This is a genomic window from Bradyrhizobium sp. LTSPM299, assembly GCF_000938235.1.
In the GTDB taxonomy this organism is placed as follows: Bacteria; Pseudomonadota; Alphaproteobacteria; order Rhizobiales; family Xanthobacteraceae; genus Bradyrhizobium.
The window spans coordinates 21,541-42,211 of sequence record NZ_JYMU01000093.1 but is presented as its reverse complement, the minus strand read 5'-3'; the positions used below and the strand labels follow the sequence as shown (position 1 = coordinate 42,211).

Annotated in this window: 23 protein-coding genes and 2 pseudogenes; 15 read left to right on the top strand and 10 right to left on the bottom strand. The window is 61.9% G+C overall.

Translation table 11 applies throughout. The features are described 5' to 3' along the window. Positions 1 to 107 precede the first annotated feature (107 nt). Complete coding sequence (locus tag UP10_RS39585) at positions 108 to 293, top strand: hypothetical protein (protein ID WP_044592577.1); 186 nt, start codon at positions 108 to 110, stop codon at positions 291 to 293. A 20-nt stretch (positions 294 to 313) separates the two neighbouring features. Here UP10_RS39585 and UP10_RS39580 read toward each other — a convergent pair whose 3' ends face one another. The 3 genes from UP10_RS39580 to UP10_RS39570 all read right to left on the bottom strand — a co-directional run bounded on the left by UP10_RS39580 (position 314) and on the right by UP10_RS39570 (position 2,982). Next, positions 314 to 469 (bottom strand): hypothetical protein, encoded by a 156-nt coding sequence (locus UP10_RS39580; protein ID WP_349644004.1) that lies wholly within the window; start codon positions 467 to 469, stop codon positions 314 to 316. 196 nt (positions 470 to 665) lie between these two features. Further along, positions 666 to 1,799 carry an alpha-hydroxy acid oxidase gene (locus tag UP10_RS39575; RefSeq protein ID WP_044592575.1) on the bottom strand — a complete coding sequence of 378 codons (1,134 nt, stop codon included), beginning with the start codon at positions 1,797 to 1,799 and terminating at the stop codon, positions 666 to 668. Positions 1,800 to 1,962: 163 nt separating this feature from the next. Continuing rightward, positions 1,963 to 2,982, bottom strand: a complete 1,020-nt coding sequence (locus UP10_RS39570) for a GlxA family transcriptional regulator (RefSeq protein WP_044592574.1) — start codon at positions 2,980 to 2,982, stop codon at positions 1,963 to 1,965. Between the two features lie 63 nt (positions 2,983 to 3,045). Between UP10_RS39570 and UP10_RS39565 the strand changes: the two genes are divergently transcribed. The 4 genes from UP10_RS39565 to UP10_RS39550 all read left to right on the top strand — a co-directional run bounded on the left by UP10_RS39565 (position 3,046) and on the right by UP10_RS39550 (position 6,149). After that, on the top strand, positions 3,046 to 3,759 hold the full coding sequence (locus UP10_RS39565; protein ID WP_044592573.1) for a hypothetical protein: 714 nt from the start codon (positions 3,046 to 3,048) through the stop codon (positions 3,757 to 3,759). 77 nt (positions 3,760 to 3,836) lie between these two features. After that, positions 3,837 to 5,051, top strand: coding sequence for an MFS transporter (locus UP10_RS39560; protein WP_245322184.1), 1,215 nt, complete (start codon positions 3,837 to 3,839; stop codon positions 5,049 to 5,051). Positions 5,052 to 5,124: 73 nt separating this feature from the next. After that, the gene (locus tag UP10_RS39555) at positions 5,125 to 5,832 is read left to right on the top strand and encodes a YqcI/YcgG family protein (protein ID WP_245322183.1); all 708 of its coding nucleotides are present in this window, start codon (positions 5,125 to 5,127) and stop codon (positions 5,830 to 5,832) included. Then, entirely contained in the window at positions 5,829 to 6,149 is a 321-nt protein-coding gene (locus UP10_RS39550) for a cupin domain-containing protein (RefSeq protein WP_044592570.1), read from the top strand. The genes UP10_RS39555 and UP10_RS39550 overlap by 4 nt, the downstream gene beginning before the upstream one ends. A gap of 24 nt (positions 6,150 to 6,173) precedes the next feature. On the opposite strand, the gene UP10_RS46215 is transcribed toward UP10_RS39550, so the two are convergent. Beyond that, positions 6,174 to 6,356 carry a hypothetical protein gene (locus UP10_RS46215; RefSeq protein ID WP_044540336.1) on the bottom strand — a complete coding sequence of 61 codons (183 nt, stop codon included), beginning with the start codon at positions 6,354 to 6,356 and terminating at the stop codon, positions 6,174 to 6,176. A gap of 25 nt (positions 6,357 to 6,381) precedes the next feature. On the opposite strand from UP10_RS46215, the gene UP10_RS39540 reads away from it, so the two are divergent. Continuing rightward, on the top strand, positions 6,382 to 6,567 hold the full coding sequence (locus UP10_RS39540) for a hypothetical protein (RefSeq protein WP_016847356.1): 186 nt from the start codon (positions 6,382 to 6,384) through the stop codon (positions 6,565 to 6,567). A 149-nt stretch (positions 6,568 to 6,716) separates the two neighbouring features. Here UP10_RS39540 and UP10_RS39535 read toward each other — a convergent pair whose 3' ends face one another. From UP10_RS39535 to UP10_RS42440, 4 genes are all read right to left on the bottom strand, one after another. Further along, positions 6,717 to 7,979, bottom strand: a complete 1,263-nt coding sequence (locus UP10_RS39535) for a CaiB/BaiF CoA transferase family protein (RefSeq protein WP_044592569.1) — start codon at positions 7,977 to 7,979, stop codon at positions 6,717 to 6,719. 320 nt (positions 7,980 to 8,299) lie between these two features. Then, positions 8,300 to 8,722: a GFA family protein gene (locus UP10_RS39530; protein ID WP_044592568.1), complete on the bottom strand. Its 423-nt coding sequence runs from the start codon at positions 8,720 to 8,722 to the stop codon at positions 8,300 to 8,302. A gap of 350 nt (positions 8,723 to 9,072) precedes the next feature. Next, on the bottom strand, positions 9,073 to 9,648 hold the full coding sequence (locus tag UP10_RS39525) for a DUF6456 domain-containing protein (protein ID WP_044592567.1): 576 nt from the start codon (positions 9,646 to 9,648) through the stop codon (positions 9,073 to 9,075). Positions 9,649 to 9,747: 99 nt separating this feature from the next. Then, positions 9,748 to 10,023 (bottom strand): GcrA family cell cycle regulator, encoded by a 276-nt coding sequence (locus UP10_RS42440; RefSeq protein ID WP_050044042.1) that lies wholly within the window; start codon positions 10,021 to 10,023, stop codon positions 9,748 to 9,750. Positions 10,024 to 10,440: 417 nt separating this feature from the next. Here UP10_RS42440 and UP10_RS39515 point away from each other — a divergent pair, with 417 nt between their 5' ends. The 4 genes and pseudogenes from UP10_RS39515 to UP10_RS39500 all read left to right on the top strand — a co-directional run. After that, positions 10,441 to 11,076 (top strand): S24 family peptidase, encoded by a 636-nt coding sequence (locus tag UP10_RS39515; RefSeq protein ID WP_044540340.1) that lies wholly within the window; start codon positions 10,441 to 10,443, stop codon positions 11,074 to 11,076. 151 nt (positions 11,077 to 11,227) lie between these two features. Continuing rightward, positions 11,228 to 11,505: pseudogene (locus UP10_RS39510) on the top strand (hypothetical protein). A gap of 173 nt (positions 11,506 to 11,678) precedes the next feature. After that, complete coding sequence (locus UP10_RS39505) at positions 11,679 to 12,833, top strand: OpgC domain-containing protein (protein WP_044592566.1); 1,155 nt, start codon at positions 11,679 to 11,681, stop codon at positions 12,831 to 12,833. Between the two features lie 32 nt (positions 12,834 to 12,865). Next, positions 12,866 to 13,102: pseudogene (locus UP10_RS39500) on the top strand (ATP-binding protein); the annotation flags it as partial. A 64-nt stretch (positions 13,103 to 13,166) separates the two neighbouring features. Here UP10_RS39500 and UP10_RS39495 read toward each other — a convergent pair. Beyond that, positions 13,167 to 14,399: an acetyl-CoA C-acetyltransferase gene (locus UP10_RS39495; protein WP_044592564.1), complete on the bottom strand. Its 1,233-nt coding sequence runs from the start codon at positions 14,397 to 14,399 to the stop codon at positions 13,167 to 13,169. 204 nt (positions 14,400 to 14,603) lie between these two features. Between UP10_RS39495 and UP10_RS39490 the strand changes: the two genes are divergently transcribed. The 5 genes from UP10_RS39490 (at position 14,604) to UP10_RS39470 (ending at position 19,816) form a co-directional block, all read left to right on the top strand. Further along, entirely contained in the window at positions 14,604 to 15,632 is a 1,029-nt protein-coding gene (locus tag UP10_RS39490) for a TRAP transporter substrate-binding protein (protein WP_044592563.1), read from the top strand. Positions 15,633 to 15,648: 16 nt separating this feature from the next. Then, a complete protein-coding gene (locus UP10_RS39485; RefSeq protein WP_156180715.1) occupies positions 15,649 to 16,209 on the top strand; it encodes a TRAP transporter small permease in 561 nt (186 codons plus the stop codon). Beyond that, the gene (locus UP10_RS39480) at positions 16,206 to 17,495 is read left to right on the top strand and encodes a TRAP transporter large permease (RefSeq protein WP_044592562.1); all 1,290 of its coding nucleotides are present in this window, start codon (positions 16,206 to 16,208) and stop codon (positions 17,493 to 17,495) included. Before UP10_RS39485 ends, UP10_RS39480 begins: the two co-directional genes overlap by 4 nt. A 42-nt stretch (positions 17,496 to 17,537) precedes the next feature. Beyond that, positions 17,538 to 18,581: a TRAP transporter substrate-binding protein gene (locus UP10_RS39475; protein ID WP_044592561.1), complete on the top strand. Its 1,044-nt coding sequence runs from the start codon at positions 17,538 to 17,540 to the stop codon at positions 18,579 to 18,581. Between the two features lie 80 nt (positions 18,582 to 18,661). Next, entirely contained in the window at positions 18,662 to 19,816 is a 1,155-nt protein-coding gene (locus UP10_RS39470; RefSeq protein WP_044592560.1) for a CaiB/BaiF CoA transferase family protein, read from the top strand. Here the strand turns inward: UP10_RS39470 and UP10_RS39465 are convergent, their stop codons facing one another. Continuing rightward, a complete protein-coding gene (locus UP10_RS39465; RefSeq protein WP_044592559.1) occupies positions 19,817 to 20,671 on the bottom strand; it encodes an HpcH/HpaI aldolase/citrate lyase family protein in 855 nt (284 codons plus the stop codon). It abuts the gene before it with no gap.

Sequence of the window (20,671 nt, the reverse complement as noted above, 5' to 3'; positions counted from 1 at the left end):
CCTGCAGACCCCGCTACCGCCCGGATTCCAATCATGTCAGCACTGTGGCATAGTGATTCGGGCTTCAGTTGGTGGCGTTTGCGTCTCTGTTGGGACATGGGGATACGATGCTGCACACTTTCCGTCCGACACCGACCTGCACCCGGTTCAAGACCAGCATAGAAATGCCGTGCATGAAGTGCGGTGCGCAGATGCGGCTCGCGGTGATCGAGCCGCGCGACCACGTTTATGACGTGCTGACCTATCAGTGCGCGCCCTGCAATTCCGGCGAGAGCTTCCTGAAGGTTCGCTAGATCGCCGTATGCGGCCCCAGCTAGCCGCTCGGCACCGCGGCTCCCGCGGGCGTCAGCACCGGCTCATCGTCGCCTAATTCGATCAGACCAAGCGCGGCGAGAACCTGCAAATCCTCGTCGCTGGGCGGTGACAATTTGAGTCGGCCGGCCTGGATGTCCCGCAGCGTCCAGCGCAATCCAATAGCTCTCTCGAGGGAAAATTCAGCGAATGGGTTATCTGCCATCCGTTTCGACTATTGCGGCATTTCGCTCAGACTTTGTCGTTGCCGCGGCGTCTTCATGAACATCACAGAATGATCCGGCGAGCGCGAGCGAGGCTCGCGATGGCCGCGATCCCCCCTGCCGAGCGATTTACACGGGCCGCGTAGCTATTCAGTAGCGGTACGCCTCGATGTCCAGAAGCGGGAATGCGCTGAACACGGTCGGCGGATTGGTTGGCATCGCCGGGTGCAGATAGGACTTGTCCAGCTCGGCAAAGCTGGTGACGCCGAGCAGCCCGAGGCAACGGATCACCTCGTCCTCCAGCAATTCAAGCATGCGCACAATGCCCGCCTCGCCCGCGGCGGCAAGCGCCCAGCAGTGCAGCCGGCCGATGCCGACGAGATCGGCTCCCGAAATGATCGCCTTGACGATGTCGGTGCCACGGTAGAACGAGCCGTCGACCATGACCTTGGCCCGGCCGGCGACGGCCTGGACGATCTCGGGCAATACGTGCATCGAACCACGGCCGTGGTCGAGCTGCCGCCCGCCATGGTTCGACACATAAATCCAGTCGACCCCATGATCGACGGCGATCTTGGCATCTTCCGCGGTGGCGATCCCCTTGATGACGAGTGGAATCTTGAACTTGTCCTTGATCAACTTCACGGTCCGCCATTCCAGACCCTTCTGGAAATCACCGCCGGTGGCGCGGATGCGGCTTTCGCGGACGTAGCGCTTGGCAATGTCGCGCTCGCGCCGGCTGTAATGGGCGGTGTCGACGGTGAGGCAGAACGCAGCATAGCCGTTGGCGATGGTACGGCTGACCACATCCTCGACGAAGGCGTCGTCGCCGCGCACATAGAGCTGATAGATACGCAGCGCGTCGGGCGCGGCCTTCGCGGTATCTTCCAGCCCCGGCTCCGAGACCGAACTCAGCATATGCGCCGCACCGAACCGGCCCGCGCCACGCGCGACAGCGCCACCGGCGCCGGGATCGAAGATCTCGAGCGCACCGACCGGGGCGATCATCACGGGAATCCGCAGTTTGCGCCCGAACACTTCGACCGAAGGATCGACACGAGCCACGTTGCGCAGCACCCGCGGCCGGAAAGCAATTTCGTCCAGCGCCATTCTGTTGCGGCGCATCGTGGTCTCGGTCTCGGAGGCACCGACGATATAGTCCCAGGCATTCTGGTTCAGCCTGGCGCGGGCCTTCCGCACGAATTCGTGCAGATTCTGGTACTCCTCGCCGCTGGCGCCGAGTTCGACATTGCGCGCCGGTTGAATGGAGGTCCCGTCATTCATGGTGTTTCTCTCCCGATTTGGCCGGCACATTAGCCGCAGACAAACCGGAAAAGCTACCGCCTCGACCCGATGAATCCGCCTTCGATGGTCTGCCATTCGCTGGCGGGATAGATCGGCATCAGTGCCGGGATTTCGCAACCCGTGCCGTGCAGCGGACCCCGCTCTACCTGCCCGAAAACCGGTTTCGGTATTCTGTCGGGGAGACACCGAGGTGCCGCAGGAAAGCTCGACGCATCCGTTCGTCATCCCCGAAGCCTGCGCGCTTCGCCACCTCGACCACACCGCCGATCTGTCGGCTCTCAAGCAGCAACCGCGCCGTTTCCACGCGTAGCGCCTCGACGCCGCTCGCGGGCGTCATTCCGGTACGACTGACATAGGTGCGGGCGAACGTGCGCGGCGTCATCCCGGCCTTTTCCGCGAGCGTCTCCACCTTGAGGTCGCTGGCAATGTTCTCGATGATCCACGCATGCAGCGCACTGAAGCGCCCCTCAACATCCGATGCCTGCGCCGCAAGGACCGTCGAAAACTGGCTCTGGCCGCCCGGCCGCTTCAGGAACACGACAAGCCTGCGCGCGACATCGAGCGCGGTGGTGTGGCCGAAATCCTCCTCGATCATGGCAAGCGCCAGGTCGATGCCCGCGCTGACACCGGCTGACGACCAGACCCGCCCGTCCTTGACGAAGATCGCGTTGGGCTCGACGCGGATCCTGGGGAAGCTGTCTTGCAGTCGCGGACAATAGCGCCAGTGGGTCGCGGCACGCTTGCCGTCGAGAATGCCGGTCCAGGCAAGCGCAAACGCTCCGAGGCATACTGACGCGACACGGCGCGCCTTCGGCAACGCCTGCGTCATCCACTTCATCAGCTTGTCGTCATGACGGATCTTCCAGATGCCCGGCCCGCCTGGGATTACCAGCGTGTCGACCTCGACGGGTGCAACACTATCGATCGAGACGGTGTCGATCATCATGCCGACATCGGTCGGCACCAGCCCACCCGCGGTCGAGAGATACGACAGCGAATAGCCTGGCCCGGACAGCTCGATCGCCTCAAGTTCCGCGAACACCTGCGCAGGACCTGAGATATCGAGCAAGGTCACGCCCGGAAAGGCGACGATGGCGATCCGTCGCGTGGGGATCTTGTCCAGAGGCTCGAGTCGGGTCGGTTTGGCAGTTTTCGAGGGCATATTGTCCTTTAAGCCATTCGAGGCTCCCCTGTATAGCTCGCGGTGGAATACTGGAGTTCTGCCATGTCGCGACATCTGGGCAGCCGATATCAGGCGATCAACTCGCCTTGGACAGATTACGCGATCTATAGCTTCCCCGACGCTTCCCAGATTCAAGCTGCCGACCGCCAGCCCCTGATGGACGCCATGAACGGCATCATTGCCGTCAACTGGCAAGCCACCGAACCGCACTGGACGTCCGCCTCCTCGCCGTTTGACAGGAAATACAGCCTCGTCCTGGTCTATGACAGCGGGGGTCTCGTGGCCTTCTCGGTCTACCGCGTGCTGCATATGTCGGCCGGACTTGCGATTTATCGTAGCGGCACCGAGGTGCTGCCGGCCCATCAGGGCCGCGGTCTTTACGGCTTCTTTACCACTGAAGTCCTGAAATGCTCGGGCGCGGCCGAGAGAGCCGAGGGCAGCGTGCTCTACGGCTGGCGGACCCGCAATCCCATCGTTTGGGCCGCCAACGCCAAGATCTGCAAGAAGGTCACGCCGTCACTGCTCGACGACGCACAAGACCCCAGATTGCAGGCGGCCTGTGTCGAAATGTGCGCGTCGCTCTATCCGGGCAAGCCGCTCGAGGTACCCGACATGATCATGCGCGGCGCCTACGGCCACATTAAGCACCATCGGCAGACCTATCACGGTGCCGCTTCGCTTGTCGATGCGGCGATGTCGCGCAAGATCCCGAATTCAGCAGATGCCCTTTTCTCGGTTGGCTACGCGAGGGTGTGATGTCGACGTTTGGACAACAAGCGGTATATGCCCCCACGTCACGTCTGACCGATCGTGCCTACCTGGCATGGACGGCGGTGGCCATCGCGTACGCGATCGCGTTCCTGCAGCGCGTATCACCGCAATCGGTGAGCCTGAGCTTCATGCACGACTTCAACACCGACGCGGCCGGTGTTGCGATGCTCGCATCCAGCTATTTCTGGGGCTACACCTTGATGCAGATTCCGGCGGGTCTCCTGGTCGACCGTTACGGCGTCAAGCGCGTCGTGCTGGCCAGCATGATCGCCTCGTCGCTCGGCAGCGCGGCATTCGCACTCGCGCCGAATCTCCTTGACGTTTTTGCGGCCCGTCTGGTGGTCGCCTGCGGCGACGCGCTGGTCTTCACCGCACTCCTGAAACTCGTCGCGCAAAGCTTTTCTGACGAGCGGTTCGGCGTGATGTCGGGCATTTCGCAGGTCTCCGGCTACGTCGGAGGCGTGATCGCGACCACGCCGCTCGCAGCCGCGGTCTCGGGCTTTGGCTGGCGGGCGTGCTTCCTGTTCATTGCCTGCATCGGCCTCGCCAACCTCGCTTTCGCCAAGCTCGCGCTCAAGCCCGATCCGGTCTCGCACAGCAGCAAGACGCTGAAGGGCGTCGCCATGGCTGCACGGCAATCATTGGCACACGTCGCGAACTGGGGTTGCGCGATGACGTTTGCGTCGCACTTCGCAGTCGTCACGACGCTATCCGGCGTGTGGGGAATTCCGATGGTGGCGCATCTCTTCAACATTTCACCGACGACCGCAGGCACGCCCCTGCTCGCGTTCATGATCGGCAACGCGGTTGGCTCGATCTTCCTTGGGCACGTCGCCGATCGCGCCGCCGCGGCGCTCGACAGCGCGCTGGTCCGCATCTGTCTGCTACGCATGGTTCTGATCGCGCTGCTGCTGCCCCCGGTCGCGCACGCCCTCGGCTTCGTCTACGTCACCGTCGTGTTCACGGCGTTGGGTCTCGTCGCCGGAGGCACCGTTCCGCTGGTGCTGAAATGCGTCAAGAAACTTTACACCGCTGACCTGATCGGAGTCGGCGCTTCGGTAAACACCACCGCCGCCGGAATCTTCGCCGGCGCTTCGCAACCCGTCATCGGCTTCGCCATGCTCGCCGCCAGCCAGGTCCCGGGGACGGACGCCGTGCACAACTCGGCTGTGATCAGTGATGCCGGCTACAGCGTCTTGATCGCCATTCTACTGCTCATGTCGTTGCCCGGCATTGCCGGGCCGTTGCTGATGAGAAGCAAGTTGATTGCTCGTTAGTCTCATTGAGAGCGAAGGGGATATTATGGAGCGCTTGTTTTTAAGAAGAGACGAAGTCGCGTCGAACTATCCGGTGAGCAGCTGGCAAAGCGTGATGTTCTCCGAATTCGAAGCACAGATGAGCAGCGAGGCAAGGCCGTTTCCTTGCGTATTCGGAGTGGCGGGACATCGCCAGGATCAGCTGCGCTACCTCTTCCTTGATCCGTACGATGTTGCGGTGCTCGGCGAACAGCTCGCACAATATGTGTCGCAGTCGCGCTCGTTTGGCACCAACACCTCGTTGATCGTATTCACGCGGCCCCGGCCGGTGCAAACCCTCGATGCCTATTATCGCAAGCTGTGGCTGACGCTCGACCAGCTCGCGCACCTGGACAAGAATCCATGGCCGGCTGAAATTCCCGAGCAGATCGACCATCCGATGTGGGAGTTCTCGTTCGCGGGCGAGCCGATCTTCGTGGTGTGCACGACGCCTGCGCATGTGATGCGGCAGAGCCGCAGATCCAGTGCCTTCATGCTCACCTTCCAGCCACGTTGGGTGTTCGAGAAGATCCTCGGGACCGAGAAGGCGGCCAACGCCGCTTTCGCCGAGGTCCGCAAGCGTCTCATCCCCTACGACAGCGCGAGCCCCTCGCCTCTGCTGGGCCGCTATGGCGCGGCCGATGGGCGCGAATATTTGCAGTACTTCCTGGACGACGACAATAACTCCGGCGGAGGCTGCCCCTTCGCCAAGCTCGCGCAGAACAAGACGCCATCCATCGAGAACAAGGAGCAGGCAGCATGACCCGGATCATCGCAGGCACGAAGACCGAATTCGCCATCGATCCGGCGATTCTGAACCTGCTTCCCGCGCAGGGATCCGTGGAATTGCAGCACGACGCCGCCGGCAAGGTGCATCACTTCCACACCCATCCGGTGGACGAAATTCTGATGATCCTCAGCGGCCGTCTGAATTTCATCTGGGATAGCGGGGAACGCATCGTCAGCGCCGGCGACACCATCCTGTTGCCAGCCGGCACCCGCCATCAATCGGAGGCGCTCGAAGGTGGCGCAGTCTACGTGATCGCGATGCAGCCGCCTGCCAAGCCAATGAGCAATTGATAACCAGGGGGAACCCGAAGCCCTTCATGACAATGAGGGATCATCCGGCGGTTGAGCCGCCAAACGTTCGACCAGTTCGATCACTTCGCCGCGCTGGTCGGGCGCAAGCCGAAGGAAGGCCTTCAACAGTCGCAGGCTTTCCATTGTTTCGCTCGACGGAGCTCCGAGCTTCTTCTGCAGCTCTGCAACATAAGTGGGATTTTTCATCTCGCACCGTAAATGAGGATCACGAATGGCATACCCAGGTAAACGTGAAGGCTTGGCCCAGAAGGTCGATACTGCAGCCCAGGAGGCCGAACGTCTCGGCCTGACGACCGCAACCTTGATACTCCGGATGGCACGCCTCGAAATCGATCGGGCGGAGCCCGAAGAAGTTGAAAGTATGCCAAGGAACAACCTGCGCAGCAAGCCGAACTGAGTGCCGAAACGGCCCTATTTCGGCTCAGATATCGTTGGCACGCGCCGCCCGACCCGTAACGTCGGAGCGGCGCGCGCGCGAATTAACGGCGGATGATTCTCCGCTCGATAATGGTTGCCCTGCGATGAACGGCGGTCCACCCGGCAGCGCTAGCCGGTCGTTGCAGCCTTACCGAAAGCGCCCGCCTCGGCCAACGCCGCGATACGCCGGTCGTCGTAGCCGAGCATCTTGCGCAACACGTCTTTGGTGTGCTGGCCAAGCAACGGAGCGGCAACGGGATCGACCGTCGGCGTAAAACTCATATTGACCGGCGACTCGATGTTTGGAACCGAGCCGGCGGTGGGATGAGGGATCTTGCTGAGTCGATCGCGATCGCGCACCTCGGGTGCATTGAATCCCTCTTCGACCGTGCGCAGATAACCGACCGGAATATTGGCCTTCTTCATCTTCGCCATCCAGTACTCGAGTGTGGCGCTCGCAAATACAGAGGCAATAATGGAGCGCAGCTTCTCCTTGTTGGCACTCCGTGCCTTGCGGTGAGCGAATTCGGGGTCGGTGACGAGATCGGGCCGCTCCAGCACGTCGGTCACAAGCCGGCGATACAGGCGATCATTGGCGCAAGCCATGTAGAGCGGTCCATCGGACGCCCGGTAGACGCCCACGGTCGGCGACCCGTTTGGCGAGTTGCCGAAACGGCCCGGATTGTTGCCATTGATCAGATAGGCCATGCCATAAAATCCGGTCATCGCCACCGCCGTGTCGATCAGCGCGACCTCGACCTGCTGACCGCGGCCAAGCCGATCACGCGCAATCAACGCCAGCAGGATGGCGTTACACGCCGACATGCCCGTTGCCATATCGACTATCGGTGGACCGGTGCGCACCGGCTCGCCATCCGGAAAGCCGTTGAGCGACATGAAACCGCTTTCGGCTTGCGTGATCGGGTCGAAACCGGGACGCAATGCAAAATCGCCTCTGCGGCCGTAGGCCGAGATCGAACAATAGATCAGGCGCGGGTTGCTCGGCGCGACCGCCGCGTAGTCGAGGCCGAATTTCCTCATCACGCCGCCGGAGAAATTCTCGACAACCACATCGGCTTTCGCGATCAACTCGCGCGCCACGTCGAGCGCAGCCGGATTGTTGAAATCGAGCGCTATGCCGCGCTTGTTTCGATTCAAGCTCAGGAACGCGGCGCTTTCGCCGCCAATTTCGGCGTGCTCGTAGGCACGCGTGTCATCACCGCCGTCCGGATTTTCGATCTTGATGACGTCGGCCCCGAAATCGGCGAGCGTTTGCGTACAGGCCGGGCCTGCGACGACACGGGTAAAATCGACCACCAAGAGACCATCGAGCGCCGTCGGGACGCCCTCTCCACGCGGCGTGCGCTCCGGCAATTCTGGTCTGGCGCTCATGATGGGAGCTTCCTCTGCTTATTGTGTCAGGCGAAATTCGACGGTCGCCGTTCTGGGCGGCGCAGTCGCCTTTTAGCGGATGCGCATCACCAAGACCAAATCCGGATTTTGCAGGGCCGGACTTCCGCCTGACATGGCTGTCACCGGCCAAACGGGTCCCCACTGCGAGCGGATCGATAGGATCCGGCGCAGCCACGCCGTTCAGTTGCACGGAAACACGTCGGATCCCAGCTTGACCGGATGTCGGACGGCGAGGAAACAAGATTATCGCGTGGCGACGCCTTGTCGCCACGCGACCTTCGTTGGTGGAGAATCGTCGGCTACTCGGCGATCATCTCGCCGGAGCCACCGAACTCAGCCGGAAAATCCTTCAGCTTCGGCAAACCATCGCGTATCGGCAGGACCGCCTCGGCATAGTTGACGTGGACGCCAGGGGTGAAGGTCAGCGTCGGGATCGTCGCCGTGAAGACATCGACAAGCCCGAGCGTCGGATGGTTGGTCATCAGATGACCACCGCATTTGGTGCAATATTTGCGCTGGCTCATCGCTGTCTTCTCGAATGCCGCGATATGCTGCGCGCCCTTTGTCACCTCCACCGCTTCGGGCTTCCAAAGGCTGAACGCATTTACGGGACCCCCGGACCAGGAACGGCACGAACGGCAATGGCAGTAGCCCATCGCTTCCGGATCCCCTGTGACCTGCAGTTCGACGGCGCCGCAAAAGCAATTTCCAGTGTGCTTCATCAGTCAGTTCTCCTTGGGTGAATTGATCAGATCAGCTCTCACAGCGGATCCTCCATTCAATCGATCGTAGAATGGAGTGCGCCCTTTATTGCTTAGGTGATTTTCGGGCTATCACACTGTGCTCAACTGCAGACGGGATCCTCAGCACGAGTGGGAGGTTACATGAGAGCCCGCGCCGCTGTCGACCGTCTTGGGCAGGATACGGGCGGACAGCAAACCAATGGCTTGCACGATAGTAATCAGAAGTGTGAGGCAGGCCACAGAGTTACAGGTGCAATACTGCAACACATTCGCCGCGCCGGACTAAATGACGGCGCGGCGAATGGACGTGTGAACTCATTGCTTCATTGTCAGCGCCGGTGGTCCTTCACCGGAACCGGATGCGACGTGGCAAATCCATACAGGAGCGCCAGTCGGTCCAAGCATTCTCTGAAGCGCCGCGCAAAATAGTCCTTAGAACGCTGCGTGGGCGGTCCGCGCCTCCGCCCAACTTGCTCCATGGTCATGCCGAGGATCAGGACGTCGTGCACGAGCATGGCACCGTCCGCACCAAGCTCATGCTGTGCGCGATTCAACCTCAGGCTCGCCTGACGTTGGCCCTCCGTGATCGGCTCACGCCGCCGACCTCCATCGACATATTCGCGTGTGGTATCCACCGCGCGCGGCCCGCGCTCGGCCCTTTCCCAGTCGCCTTGGAAGGCACGCCCGCCACGATACTGAGCGTCGTCGATCTGGCGGTGCGCATGCAGCCGCCCAAGCGGATCGTTTCGGATCGAGCGTAGTACGACGATTTTCTCCCCCGGCTCCAGCCCGAGAGGATCGTCGACCTCGACCGTCGCCACCTCGGCGTTATAGAGCAGATCCTGGGACCGGCGATCGTGCGCCCTGGCTGGATCATGCGGTCTTCGGCGTCTAGCTCGCGGCATTGATGGTCTCCTTGGTGGCCTGATGGAGGGCGCGCGGACAGGTGCTTCCGCGCGATTGCGATCGGGAACCGAAGTCCAATGGTCAGCAGGTGAAGCGCCTCAGATCGCGCCGATAGCGCGAAGCCAGTCGATGCTCAGCACCGGGCTCGCCAGCAGCTTCGGGTTGCGGCTCAGCTCGAAATGGGGCGTGCAATAGCTCGACCCAGACTGGCGCGGATGCCCACAATAGGTGACCACCTCGCCCTCGCTGTCGCCGCCATAGGGATACCGGCAGTCCGCGGGCCCGAGTTCGACCAGCGAAAGATGGCGCGCACCACCTCGGCGCAGCGAAGCTTGGGCAATTCCACGGCTTCCGAGAAGGCTTTCGGCCAGCAAAACACGTCAGCCGTCGGCCCGGCACGAACCTCCCGAAGGGATTGAAAGCTGGGGCGCTCCGGCGAGGACGGTTGGGGCCGGTCCGCGCCCCCCGGCAGGGACGGCGCGGGCCGATCGAGGCTCCCCAGCCCCATCCGCTGCCCCCGGCTCAGGGCCGCGTATCTCGCATAGGCCGTGTTGAACTTTGCGTTGATCGTGTCAGCAATCTTCGAATAGGACATGCCGTGGACCCGAAGATCCCGCACCGCCGCCGAATGTTCTGGCAGCCAGTTCGTCATTTCCATTCCAGATTCTCTGTTTTTCTGTCATTCCGCCGGCGCCGCACTTCACTTACGATATTCCGAAGGAAAAGTCAAGCTTGATTTCCGATTATCGTAACTGCTATGAAGGAGTCGGATTCGAGGAGGATGAATCATGATGCTTGACGTGGCTATGATCGAACGGGCCCTGGAAAAGACGGGCAAATCCAAGGGCGGACTTGCCCAGGCGATGGGGGTACGGGCCGGGGCGGTATCCGAAATCCTGTCGGGAATACGGTTGATTAAGGCATCGGAGATCGCCCCAATCATGGAATACCTGGAGCTGAACTCGGTGCCCATCATGGGCCGGGTCGGTGCCGGCGCCTCGATCGAGCCGGACCTCGAGCAGGTGCCGCCCGAAGGCCTTGGTGACGTCGAACTTCCGTTTGCCATGTCGGAAGAGACCATCGCCTTCGAGGTGTCGGGCGATTCGATGCTGCCGAAATACGAGAATGGCGACGTCATTATTGTGTTTCGCGAGCAGCGCTATCCGCTGTCGAGCTTTTACGGCGAGGAAGCCGTGGTGCGCCTGAAGAGCGGCGAGCGCTATCTGAAGACAGTCGAGCGTGGCAGCTCTTCAGGCCTGGTCAATCTCAAGAGTTTCAACGCCAAGCCGATCAATGGTGTAAAGCTCGAATGGATCGGCGAGATTTACGTTACGCTGCCGCGCGGTCAGATCGAAAGGTTGCGCGGCAAGACGGCGTCGAAGAACCGCAAGGCCGCCCGGACAGGCGGGCGGTCTTCCGAGAAATAGCAGTCCCACCGGGACGGGCGGGCCGATTCGGACGAGATGAACCCGAATCGGTCACGTCAGCGGATATTTTCCGATTATCTGAAATTATGCTTGACATAATTCGGAATATCCGGAATGATCGCCGCTGACCGTCCACATCGAACTTTCGAACATGCAGTATTTCGTCGTAATGATCGACTACGGTCGCCGCGGCCGTGAAGCGATCGTCGATCCCGAGATGACACGGCGCGAGGTCGTCGCGCGGGTCGCGTCGGGAGAGTATACCAATATCAGCTTCATCCACGAGGTTGCGGAGCCTTCGGTTGAGGACATCACGGGCGACATCTTCGCCGAGGCCACGGCCTGCCAGAAGTCGGCTCGGCCGGCGACGACTTGCAGGCCGGCGCCTTCGATCACGCCCGCGATCTGCGCAAACACGAGCCTGCCTGAAGGCAGGCGCGATCACGCGGTGGTTTCGAAAATGTGATCCTCACCACGGTTGGGCCATTACGTCCGAATTGGAAGCAGACTAGATATGACCCACGCAAAGTCCGTTCGGACTGAGCGGAAGTTCGCGCTAGATTAGCGATTCGTTTCTCGGACCGACAGACTCCTGCTTTCAAATGAACCCGACAACACACGCCGAAATCGTGGCACGCGGTGGCGATCTGCGGATCGCACTGCTGCTTGGCATCGCTAACTGGTTTTTGTTCCTGGACCACATCCCCCACGACGCGGTCAGCGCGCTGACTTTGCGCAACTTCGGCTTTAGCGGCGCGACCGACCTGTTCGTGTTCGTCGGCGGTTACGCGGCAACGCTCATCTACGCCAGAATGACACTGGAACGCGGGTTCCTGGTGGCGGCCACCCGCATCTTCAAGCGCGTGTGGCAGCTCTATGCGGCCTATATCGTGCTGTTCGTGGTCTATGTTGACCTGATCAGCTACGTCGCGGGCCGAACCGCAGCACCCGAGATCTTCAGCGAGTTCAACATCACGGGATTTATCGATCACCCGATCCGGACGCTGATCTACGGCCTGTTCCTGCAGGCCAAGCCGCTCAATCTCGACGTCCTGCAACTCTTCATTGGCTTGATGGCGTTCCTGCCCGTCATTCTGTTCGGGTTGCTGCGCGTGCCGAACATGACGCTCGCTGCATCGGTGGCGCTCTATACCGCGGCACGTGTGCTCGACTGGAATCTGGCGTCATATCCGGACGGGCGCTGGTACTTCAACCCCTTCTGCTGGCAGTTGCTGTTCGTGATGGGCAGCTGGTTCGCACTTATGGGCAAACGATACAAACGCGTGACCCGCGCGATGCAGGCCATTCCAGCGCTACGCGCCGTGGCGTTGCTGTATCTGCTGTTCGCCCTGATGCTGACCTGCGGCAGCAGCATCCCGGCACTTGCCGATATGATCCCGGGCTCATTCGCCGACGCATTCCTGCCAACCGACAAGGAGAACGTCGCGCCTTACCGTATCCTGCATTTTCTGGCGTTGACGTTTCTGTTCACCCTGTTGCTGCCGCAGGGGTGGAAAGGCCTGCGATCTTACGCGCTACAGCCGATCATCAAGTGCGGCGAGGAGTGGCTGGCTGTGTTCTGCTCAGGCGTGTTCCTCTCCTTTGCTGCGCACTTCCTACTGATTACCGGCCCGAACTCGCTGGCGATGCAGATCGTCGTCAGCGTCGCCGGCATCGTGGCCATGACCGGCGTTGCCTATTACGTCTCCTGGTCGAAGCGTCAGGACTACAAATCAGCCGTCGGAGCAGGGTCCTGATGGGGCTTGCGATCGCGCAAGCCGTCCAGATCGAAGCGGCTGATGAAGCCGCCACCATCAGGATGACGGTGAACAATGACGGCGACCCGATCTCCGATGCCAATCGCGACAAGATCTTCGACGCCTTCCTCACCACCCGACGCGATACCGGCGGCACCGGCATGGGGCTCGCGATCGCGCAAGCCGTCATGGTGACCCACGGCGGCTCTATCGGACTTCTGCAGCCCGACAGGGGTGTCGCCTTCGAGCTGCGATTTCCCGCCGTCTAGAGCATGATCCGGAAAAGTGGAAACCGGTTTTCCGGAAAGATCATGCTCAAACAAAGAGACGAGCTCAGAGCCGCTCGATGATGATCGCCGGCGCCATGCCGCCGGCGGCACACATCGTGACCAGGCCGCGTTTGAGGTCGCGCCGCTCCAGCTCGTCCAGCACCGTTCCAATCAGGATCGAGCCGGTCGCGCCGATCGGATGACCGAGTGCGATCGAGCCGCCATTGACGTTGACCTTGTCGCGATCGAGCTTGAGGTCGCGGATGAATTTCTCGGCGACTACCGCAAACGCCTCGTTGATCTCGAACAGGTCGATATCGTCGAGCGTGAGCCCGGCCTTGGCAAGCACTTTGCGCGCGGCCGGCACCGGCGCGTTCAGCATCAGCGTCGGCGAGTCACCCATATTGGCCATCGCGACCACGCGGGCACGCGGCTTCAAACCGTGCTTGCGGGCGTAATCCGGTGACGCCAGCAGGATCGCAGCGGAGCCATCAACCACGCCTGAGGAATTGCCCGCGTGGTGGACAAAATTGATGTCGAGATCGGGATATTTGTCCAGGATCAGCTTGCGGTAGGTCGTACCCTTGTCGTCGAGCGCGTAGTCGGCAATAGCGGGGAATGCCGCCTTCAGCGCCGCGAGACCTTCCAGCGTCGTCTGCGGCCGCGGATACTCCTCTCGCTCGAGCGCCAGCGAACCGTCCTCGCGATGAACCGGAATCAGGCTCTTGTCGAAATGGCCGCCCTTGATCGCCGCCGCCGCACGCTTCTGGCTTTCAAGGCCGAGTTCATCGACGTCCTGCCGGCTAATCCCTTCCAGCGTCGCCACCGCGTCGGCACAGACGCCCTGATGCGACTGTGGATGGCGGGCGCGCAGACGAAGATTTCCGTTGTCCATCATGAACGGACCTTCGCCGCGGCGGCCTTCCATCGACATCATTTCCGTGCCGCCGGCGATCACGAGGTCCTCGGAGCCCGCCATGATGGCGTTGGCGGCCATGTTGACGCTGGTGATGCCGGAACCGCAGAAGCGATCGAGCGTGACGCCGCTGGCGCGCACGTCATAGCCGGCATCGAGCGCCGACATCCGCCCGAGGTCGCCGCTCTGCGGACCGCGCTGCGAGCTGGTGCCCCAGATGATGTCATCGACGTCGGCGGTGTTGATGCCGGTCCGCTCGGCCAGCGCCCGCAACACTGTGGCGCCGAGCTGCTGCGGATGGATACCCGAAAGCGCTCCCTTGCCGGCCTTGCCGATGCCTCGCGGCGTCCTGCATGCATCGATGATCAGCGCGTCAGCCATGGTGATTTCCTCTCGGCAATATTGGTTTGAGGCATTTGCCGCCGATCCCCGATCGGAGTCAATTCGTAGGCACTGGTTAGATGCGCATGGCCCCCCGCGCCTTCGGGTTGTCGCGTCAGCCATGCTCAGCCGAGCCATGCTTGACGCGCAAATTCGTTTATGCGCAGCTACTTGGAACAATAAGAGATTTCCGGGAGAGGAAATATGGGCGGGGTTCGGCGGGCGCTGGTCGGTTACGGCTTCCTCATCGCATCGGTCAACCTAGCGGCAGCAGATCCGATCAAGCTCCGCGTGGCCGACTCCTTTCCGAAGGGCCACTACCTCGTCAAGCTCGTGCTCGAGCCCTGGATGGAGCAGGTCCAGAAGCGCACCAATAATGCAGTGACGTTCGAACATTATCCGGCGCAGCAACTCGGCAAGGCTGCCGACATGCTGAAGCTGACGCAGACCGGCGTGGCCGATATCGGCTACGTCGCGCCCGCCTATGTGTCCGACAAGATGCCGGTCTCCGAAGTTGCGATGCTGCCGGGCGCGTTCGAGCACTCCTGCCAGGGCACGCTGGCCTACTGGAAGGCCGCGCGGAGTGGCGTGATTGCGGAGCAAGATTATACCGCAAACGGCATCCGCCTGTTGCTCGCGGTGAGCCTGCCGCCCTATCGCATCCTGACCGTGAAGCACCCGGTGAAGGACGTCGCAGATCTCAATGGATTGAAGCTCCGCTCGACCGGCGGCGCGCAGGATCTCACCTTGCGCGCCATCGGTGCGGTGCCGGTGCGCATGGCAGCGCCCGACGCCTATGAATCATTGTCGCGCGGCACGATGGATGGCCTGCTGTTTCCGCTCGAGAGTGTCGTCGCCTATGGCGCAGACAAGCTCGTGAAATATTCCACCGACGGCTTCGGCTTCGCAAGCTTCGTGGTCGCCTACTCGATCAGCGAGAGCGCGTGGAAGAAGCTTTCGCCCGAGATCCAGAAGGCGATGGTCGATGCGGCCGAGGATATCCTGCCCTCTGCCTGCAAGGAGATTCAGAAAGCGGATAGCGAGACCATGAAGTCGATGGAGACCGCAGGCGTCCACTTCGAGACCTTGCAGCCCGATGCGGTCGCCAAGCTCACGGATTTGACCAAGGGCGTCGGCAAGGCGTGGGCCGACGGACTCGATGCCCGCGGCAAGCATGGCAGCGACGCCCTGAAAGAATTCAGCGCTGCCGTCGCCGCTGTACCCGCCAAGTAACGCGACGGAGCCAAATGTGATCAAGGCAAGCCTGAAGGCTTTGACCGCCATCGAGAAGGTGACCTCGGCTGTCGCCGCCGCATTCATGTTCGCGATCATGATCATCGTCTTCTCCGATGTCGTGATGCGTTACGTCTTCAACCGGCCGTTCTCCTGGGCTTACGACCTGATCTCGCTTTACATCATGGCCGGCGTCTTCTTCCTCTCCTTGTCCGGCACTTACGCGGTGAATGGGCATATCAGCGTCGATATCCTGCTGCCGCGCTTCTCGGCGATCATTCAGCGCGTCTGCGTCATCATCTCCAACCTTGTCGGCCTCGCCATCTTCATTCCGATCACCTGGCTCGGCTATCAGCGGGCGCTCGACAATTACGTATCTGGCGACGTGATGGCCGGCGCGATTCCCTGGCCGACCTGGGCGTCCGCGGCGTTCGTCCCGATCGGGGCTGGGATTCTGGCACTGCGGCTCGCCGTTCATCTCATTGCCAACACCGCGAGCCTTTTGACGGGCGAGAACCTGCTGCCGCTGCCGGCGATCTCGGGTCATTCGGAGAAGGCCGCCGGAGGTTTCGAATGATCCCCACGTTTGTCCTTGCGCTGCTGTTTGTCCTGCTTGCGATCGGAACGCCGGTGGCGTTTGCAATGGCGTTCTCCGGCGGGCTCGGCCTCTATCTGACCGGCGGCCTGCCGATCCTGCTCGGCGTGCTGCAGACGACGCCGCTGTCGGCCGTCACCTCCTATGAATTGATCACGATCCCGATGTTCCTCTTGATGGCCGACCTGGTGCTGCTGTCTGGCGTCGCCGACGATCTATTCAAGACGGCGGCGGCCTGGGTCGGACGTATCCCCGGCGGTCTCGGCATGGCGACTGCGCTAGCCGGCGCCGGGTTCGGCTCGATCTGCGGCACCAGCACCGCATCGGCCGCAACGCTCGCCTCGACCAGCCTGCCCGCGATGATCCGCCAGGGCTACGAGCCGAAAATGGCCGCCGGCGTCGTTGCAATCTCGGGCACGCTCGCCATGCTGCTGCCGACCTCGGTGGCGCTTGTCATCTTCGGCCTGCTTGCCGAGGTGAATATCGGAAAGCTGCTGATCAGCGGCATCATCCCGGCGATCTTCGTCACTATCATCATCATGTCGACGATCTATCTCCTGGTATGGCTGGATCCCTCGCGCGCGCCGACGGTATCGGCGGTGTCATGGTCTGAGCGCTTCAGCCTGTTGTGGCAGGTCAGCCCGATGGTGATCCTGTTCACGATCGTGACCGGCACCATCTATCTCGGGATCGCGACTCCGACGGAAGCGTCAGCTTTCGGCGCTTTCGGTGCGTTCTGCCTCGCCTGCTGGAAGCGCAAGATCAACATGACGTCACTCTATGTGACGCTACGGCACGCGGCACAGGGCACCTGCATGATCGTGTTGATCATCATGTGCGCGCATATTTTCGGCTACTTCTTCACGCTCACCCAGGTCACGCAGAACATTGTCAGCTGGGTCGGCGCCCTCGACGTCTCGCGCTGGGTTATCATCGCGCTGATCCTGTGCGGCTACATCGTGCTCGGCTCGTTCATGGATCAGATTGCGATCCTGGTGCTGACGGTTCCGATCGTGCTGCCGCTGATCAAGTCGCTCGGCTTCGATCCGATCTGGTTCGGCGTCATCAAGATCGTCACCGCGGAGGTTGGGATGATCACGCCGCCGATTGGGCTGAACTGCTTCATCGTGGCGCGCTATGCCGGGCGTCCCGTTGGTGAAGTCTTCCACGGCACATTCCCGCATTTTATCGCGCACCTGTTCGCAATCGCAATTTTCGTGGCATTTCCGGACATCATCCTCTGGCTGCCGAACCATATGCAACGTTGAAGAAGCCGTCGGTCGAGACGGCCATCTGCTGGGAGATTAATAATGAAGTTCTATTCCCAATTGCTCATACCCGCCGGCGTTGGCGCAGCGTTGCTGGCGACATCCGCGTCATCGGTCCTGGCGCAAGAGAAGATCACGCTCCGCCTCGCCGACAGCCTGCCGTCCGGTCACGTCATCCACGAACTCGTCGGCAGGCCGTTTTCTGAGCTGGTGACAAAACTGACCAACGGCCAGGTCACGTTCCAGCACTTCCCGTCGGAGCAGCTCGGCAAGGCCAAGGATATGGCTCAGCTCACCGCGCTCGGCGTCGCTGACGTCTCCTACATCGTGCCGTCTTACTCGTCGGACAAATTTCCGCTGACGGCCGTCGCCGAGTTGCCCGGTATTTTTGACAGCGAATGCCAGGGATCGCTCGCCTTCTACAAGATTTCGCACAATGGCGGCGTCCTGGAGACCAAGGAATTCGCTCCCAATCAGCTTCGCCCGCTGGTGACGCTGGCGCTGCCGGCCTATCAGGTCCAGCTGGCGACCAGCCGGGAGATCAAGACCGCAAAGGATCTCGAAGGGCTGAAGATCCGCACCACCGGTGGCGCCATGGATTTGATGATGCGTTCGATCGGCGGCGTACCGGTGCGGATGGCAGCTCCCGAAATCTATGAGTCCTTGACGCGCGGCACGCTCGACGGGCTGATCTTCTCCTACCAGAGCTCGGCGTCCTACGACTTCGGCAAGATCCTGAAATCCGGCACCGAGGGGCTGAACTTCGGCACCGCGATATTCACCTATTCGATGGGCGAGGCAAAATTCAAATCGCTGCCGGAGAACGTCCGCAAGGCCCTGGTCGAGGCCGGCGAGCAGACCACGCGTGAGGCTTGCAAGCGCTTCGAAGACGGCGAGAAGGCCGCGACCGACAAGATCAAATCGCAGGGCATGAAGGTCATCACCTTCGGCGCCGACGACAAGACCGTGTTCGACACCGCCTTCAAGTCCGTCGCACTGGATTGGGTGAAGGACGTCGACAAGCGAGGCAAACCCGGCACCGAGGTCTTCAAAGCCTTCACCGAAGCGTTGGCCGCAACCCATTGAGCGGAACGCCGACCAAAGAGACGCCATCCCCGCCGGCAGGTCCGCTTGCCGGCGTCAGGATCATCGACCTTACCAGTGTGATGATGGGACCCTATGCGACCATGATCCTTGGCGACTACGGCGCCGACGTGATCAAGGTCGAAAGCCCCGACGGCGACGTCATGCGCCATGCGGCCCCGATGCGCCATCCGGCGATGGGCGCGATGTACCTGCAGGGCAACCGCAACAAGCGTTCGATCGTGCTGGACCTGAAGAAGGCGGGCGGGCGCACGGCGTTGCTGCGGCTCGCCTCAAGCGCCGACGTGTTCGTCCACAATGTCCGTCCCGCGGCGATGGCGCGGTTGAAGCTCGGGGCCGACGACCTGCTCGCCGTCAACTCAAAGCTCATTTACGCCAGCCTGCACGGCTTCGGCGAAACCGGCCCCTATGCCGGCCGTCCGGCCTATGACGACCTGATCCAGGGGCTGACCGCCCTGCCCGCGCTAACGGGCACGATCACCGGTGAGCCGCGCTACTCGCCGGCGACAATGGCCGACCGCATTGTCGGCCTGAACGCGGTCCACGCCATCCTCGCGGCGCTGTTTCACCGCGAGCGGACCGGCGAAGGCCAGGCCATCGAGATCCCGATGTTCGAAACCATGGCGCAATTCGTGCTCGGCGATCACATGGCCGGCCGCAGCTTCGAGCCGCCGATCGGACCGCCGGGCTATTCCCGGCTGCTGTCGCCCGACCGACGCCCCTACCAGACCAGCAACGGCTATATCTGCGCCCTGGTTTATTCCGACAAGCAATGGAACGCGTTCTTCACCAAGATCGGGCTTGCGAACGGAGCCGACCGCGATCCGCGCCTCAACAGCATTTCGGCGCGAACCCGAAACTACGATTTCGTCTACGACTGGTTCTCGCAGATGATGAAGACCCGCACGACCGCCGAATGGATGAGCTTCTTCGCGGAAGCGGACATTCCGCACGCGCCGCTGCATGATCTGGACAGCCTGATCGACGATCCGCATCTGGCAGCCGTCGGCCTGATACAGTCGCTGGAGCACCCGACGGAAGGAACGCTACGGGTCGCCGGCCCCGCCGCGACCTGGAGCAAGACGCCGCCGTCGATCCGGAGCTACCCGCCGCGGCTGGGCGAACACGGCGAAGAGGTCCTGCGCGAGGCCGGGCTTGCCGAGGCAGAGATTGTCTCCCTCGTCGCCGATGGCGCGTTGGTCATGCCCGAGAACTGACTACCGTCCGCGCGCCGCCAAAATCTTCTCGGCCGCGCGAAGATGCGGCTTGTCCAGCATCTTGCCGTCCATCTTGGCGACGCCGGACGGATTGCCCGCAAACACGGCCACAACGCGTTGCGCCCACGCGACCTCCTCATCCGTCGGCATGAACGCCGCGTTGACGATATCGACGTGCTTGGGATGGATCACGACCTTGGCCTGAAACCCGTCCTGGCGTGCGGTGATCGCCTCGGCTTTCAACGCATCGAGATCGTTGATGTCGGTCGCGATGGTATCGATCGCCACGACGCCCGCGGCTGTTGCGCCAAGCAGGCAGAGATCGCGGGCCAGAATGAACGGCGAATGGTAGCGGCCATCGGTGCGGTTGCGCGTGGCGCCCAAGGAAGCTGCGAGATCTTCCGCACCCCACATCATGCCCCACAGCCGCGGACTCATGTTCTCGAAATCGAGGATCTTGAGCACCGCCCGCGCTGTCTCGGTCGCGACAGTCACGATCCGCGTGGTTCCATGCTCGATCCCGAAGGCAGCTTCAAACGCATCGAGATAGAGCGCGAGCTTGTTGACGTCGGCGGCACCGGCACATTTCGGCAGGACGATGCCATCAGGCTTTCCTGGCATCACGGCGGCCAGGTCACCGAGCGTCATATCCGTGTCGAGAGCGTTGACGCGGATGTAGAGTTTCTGGGTCGGGCTTCGCTCGTTGAGCATTTGCCGCGTGATACCGCGCGCAACCACCTTCTGGTCCGGCGCAATGGAATCCTCGAGGTCGAGGATCAGTGCATCGGCCGCGGTCTTCTTCGCGCTTTCGTATTTCCGGGTGCTGTCACCGGGAACGAACAGGAACGATCGCAT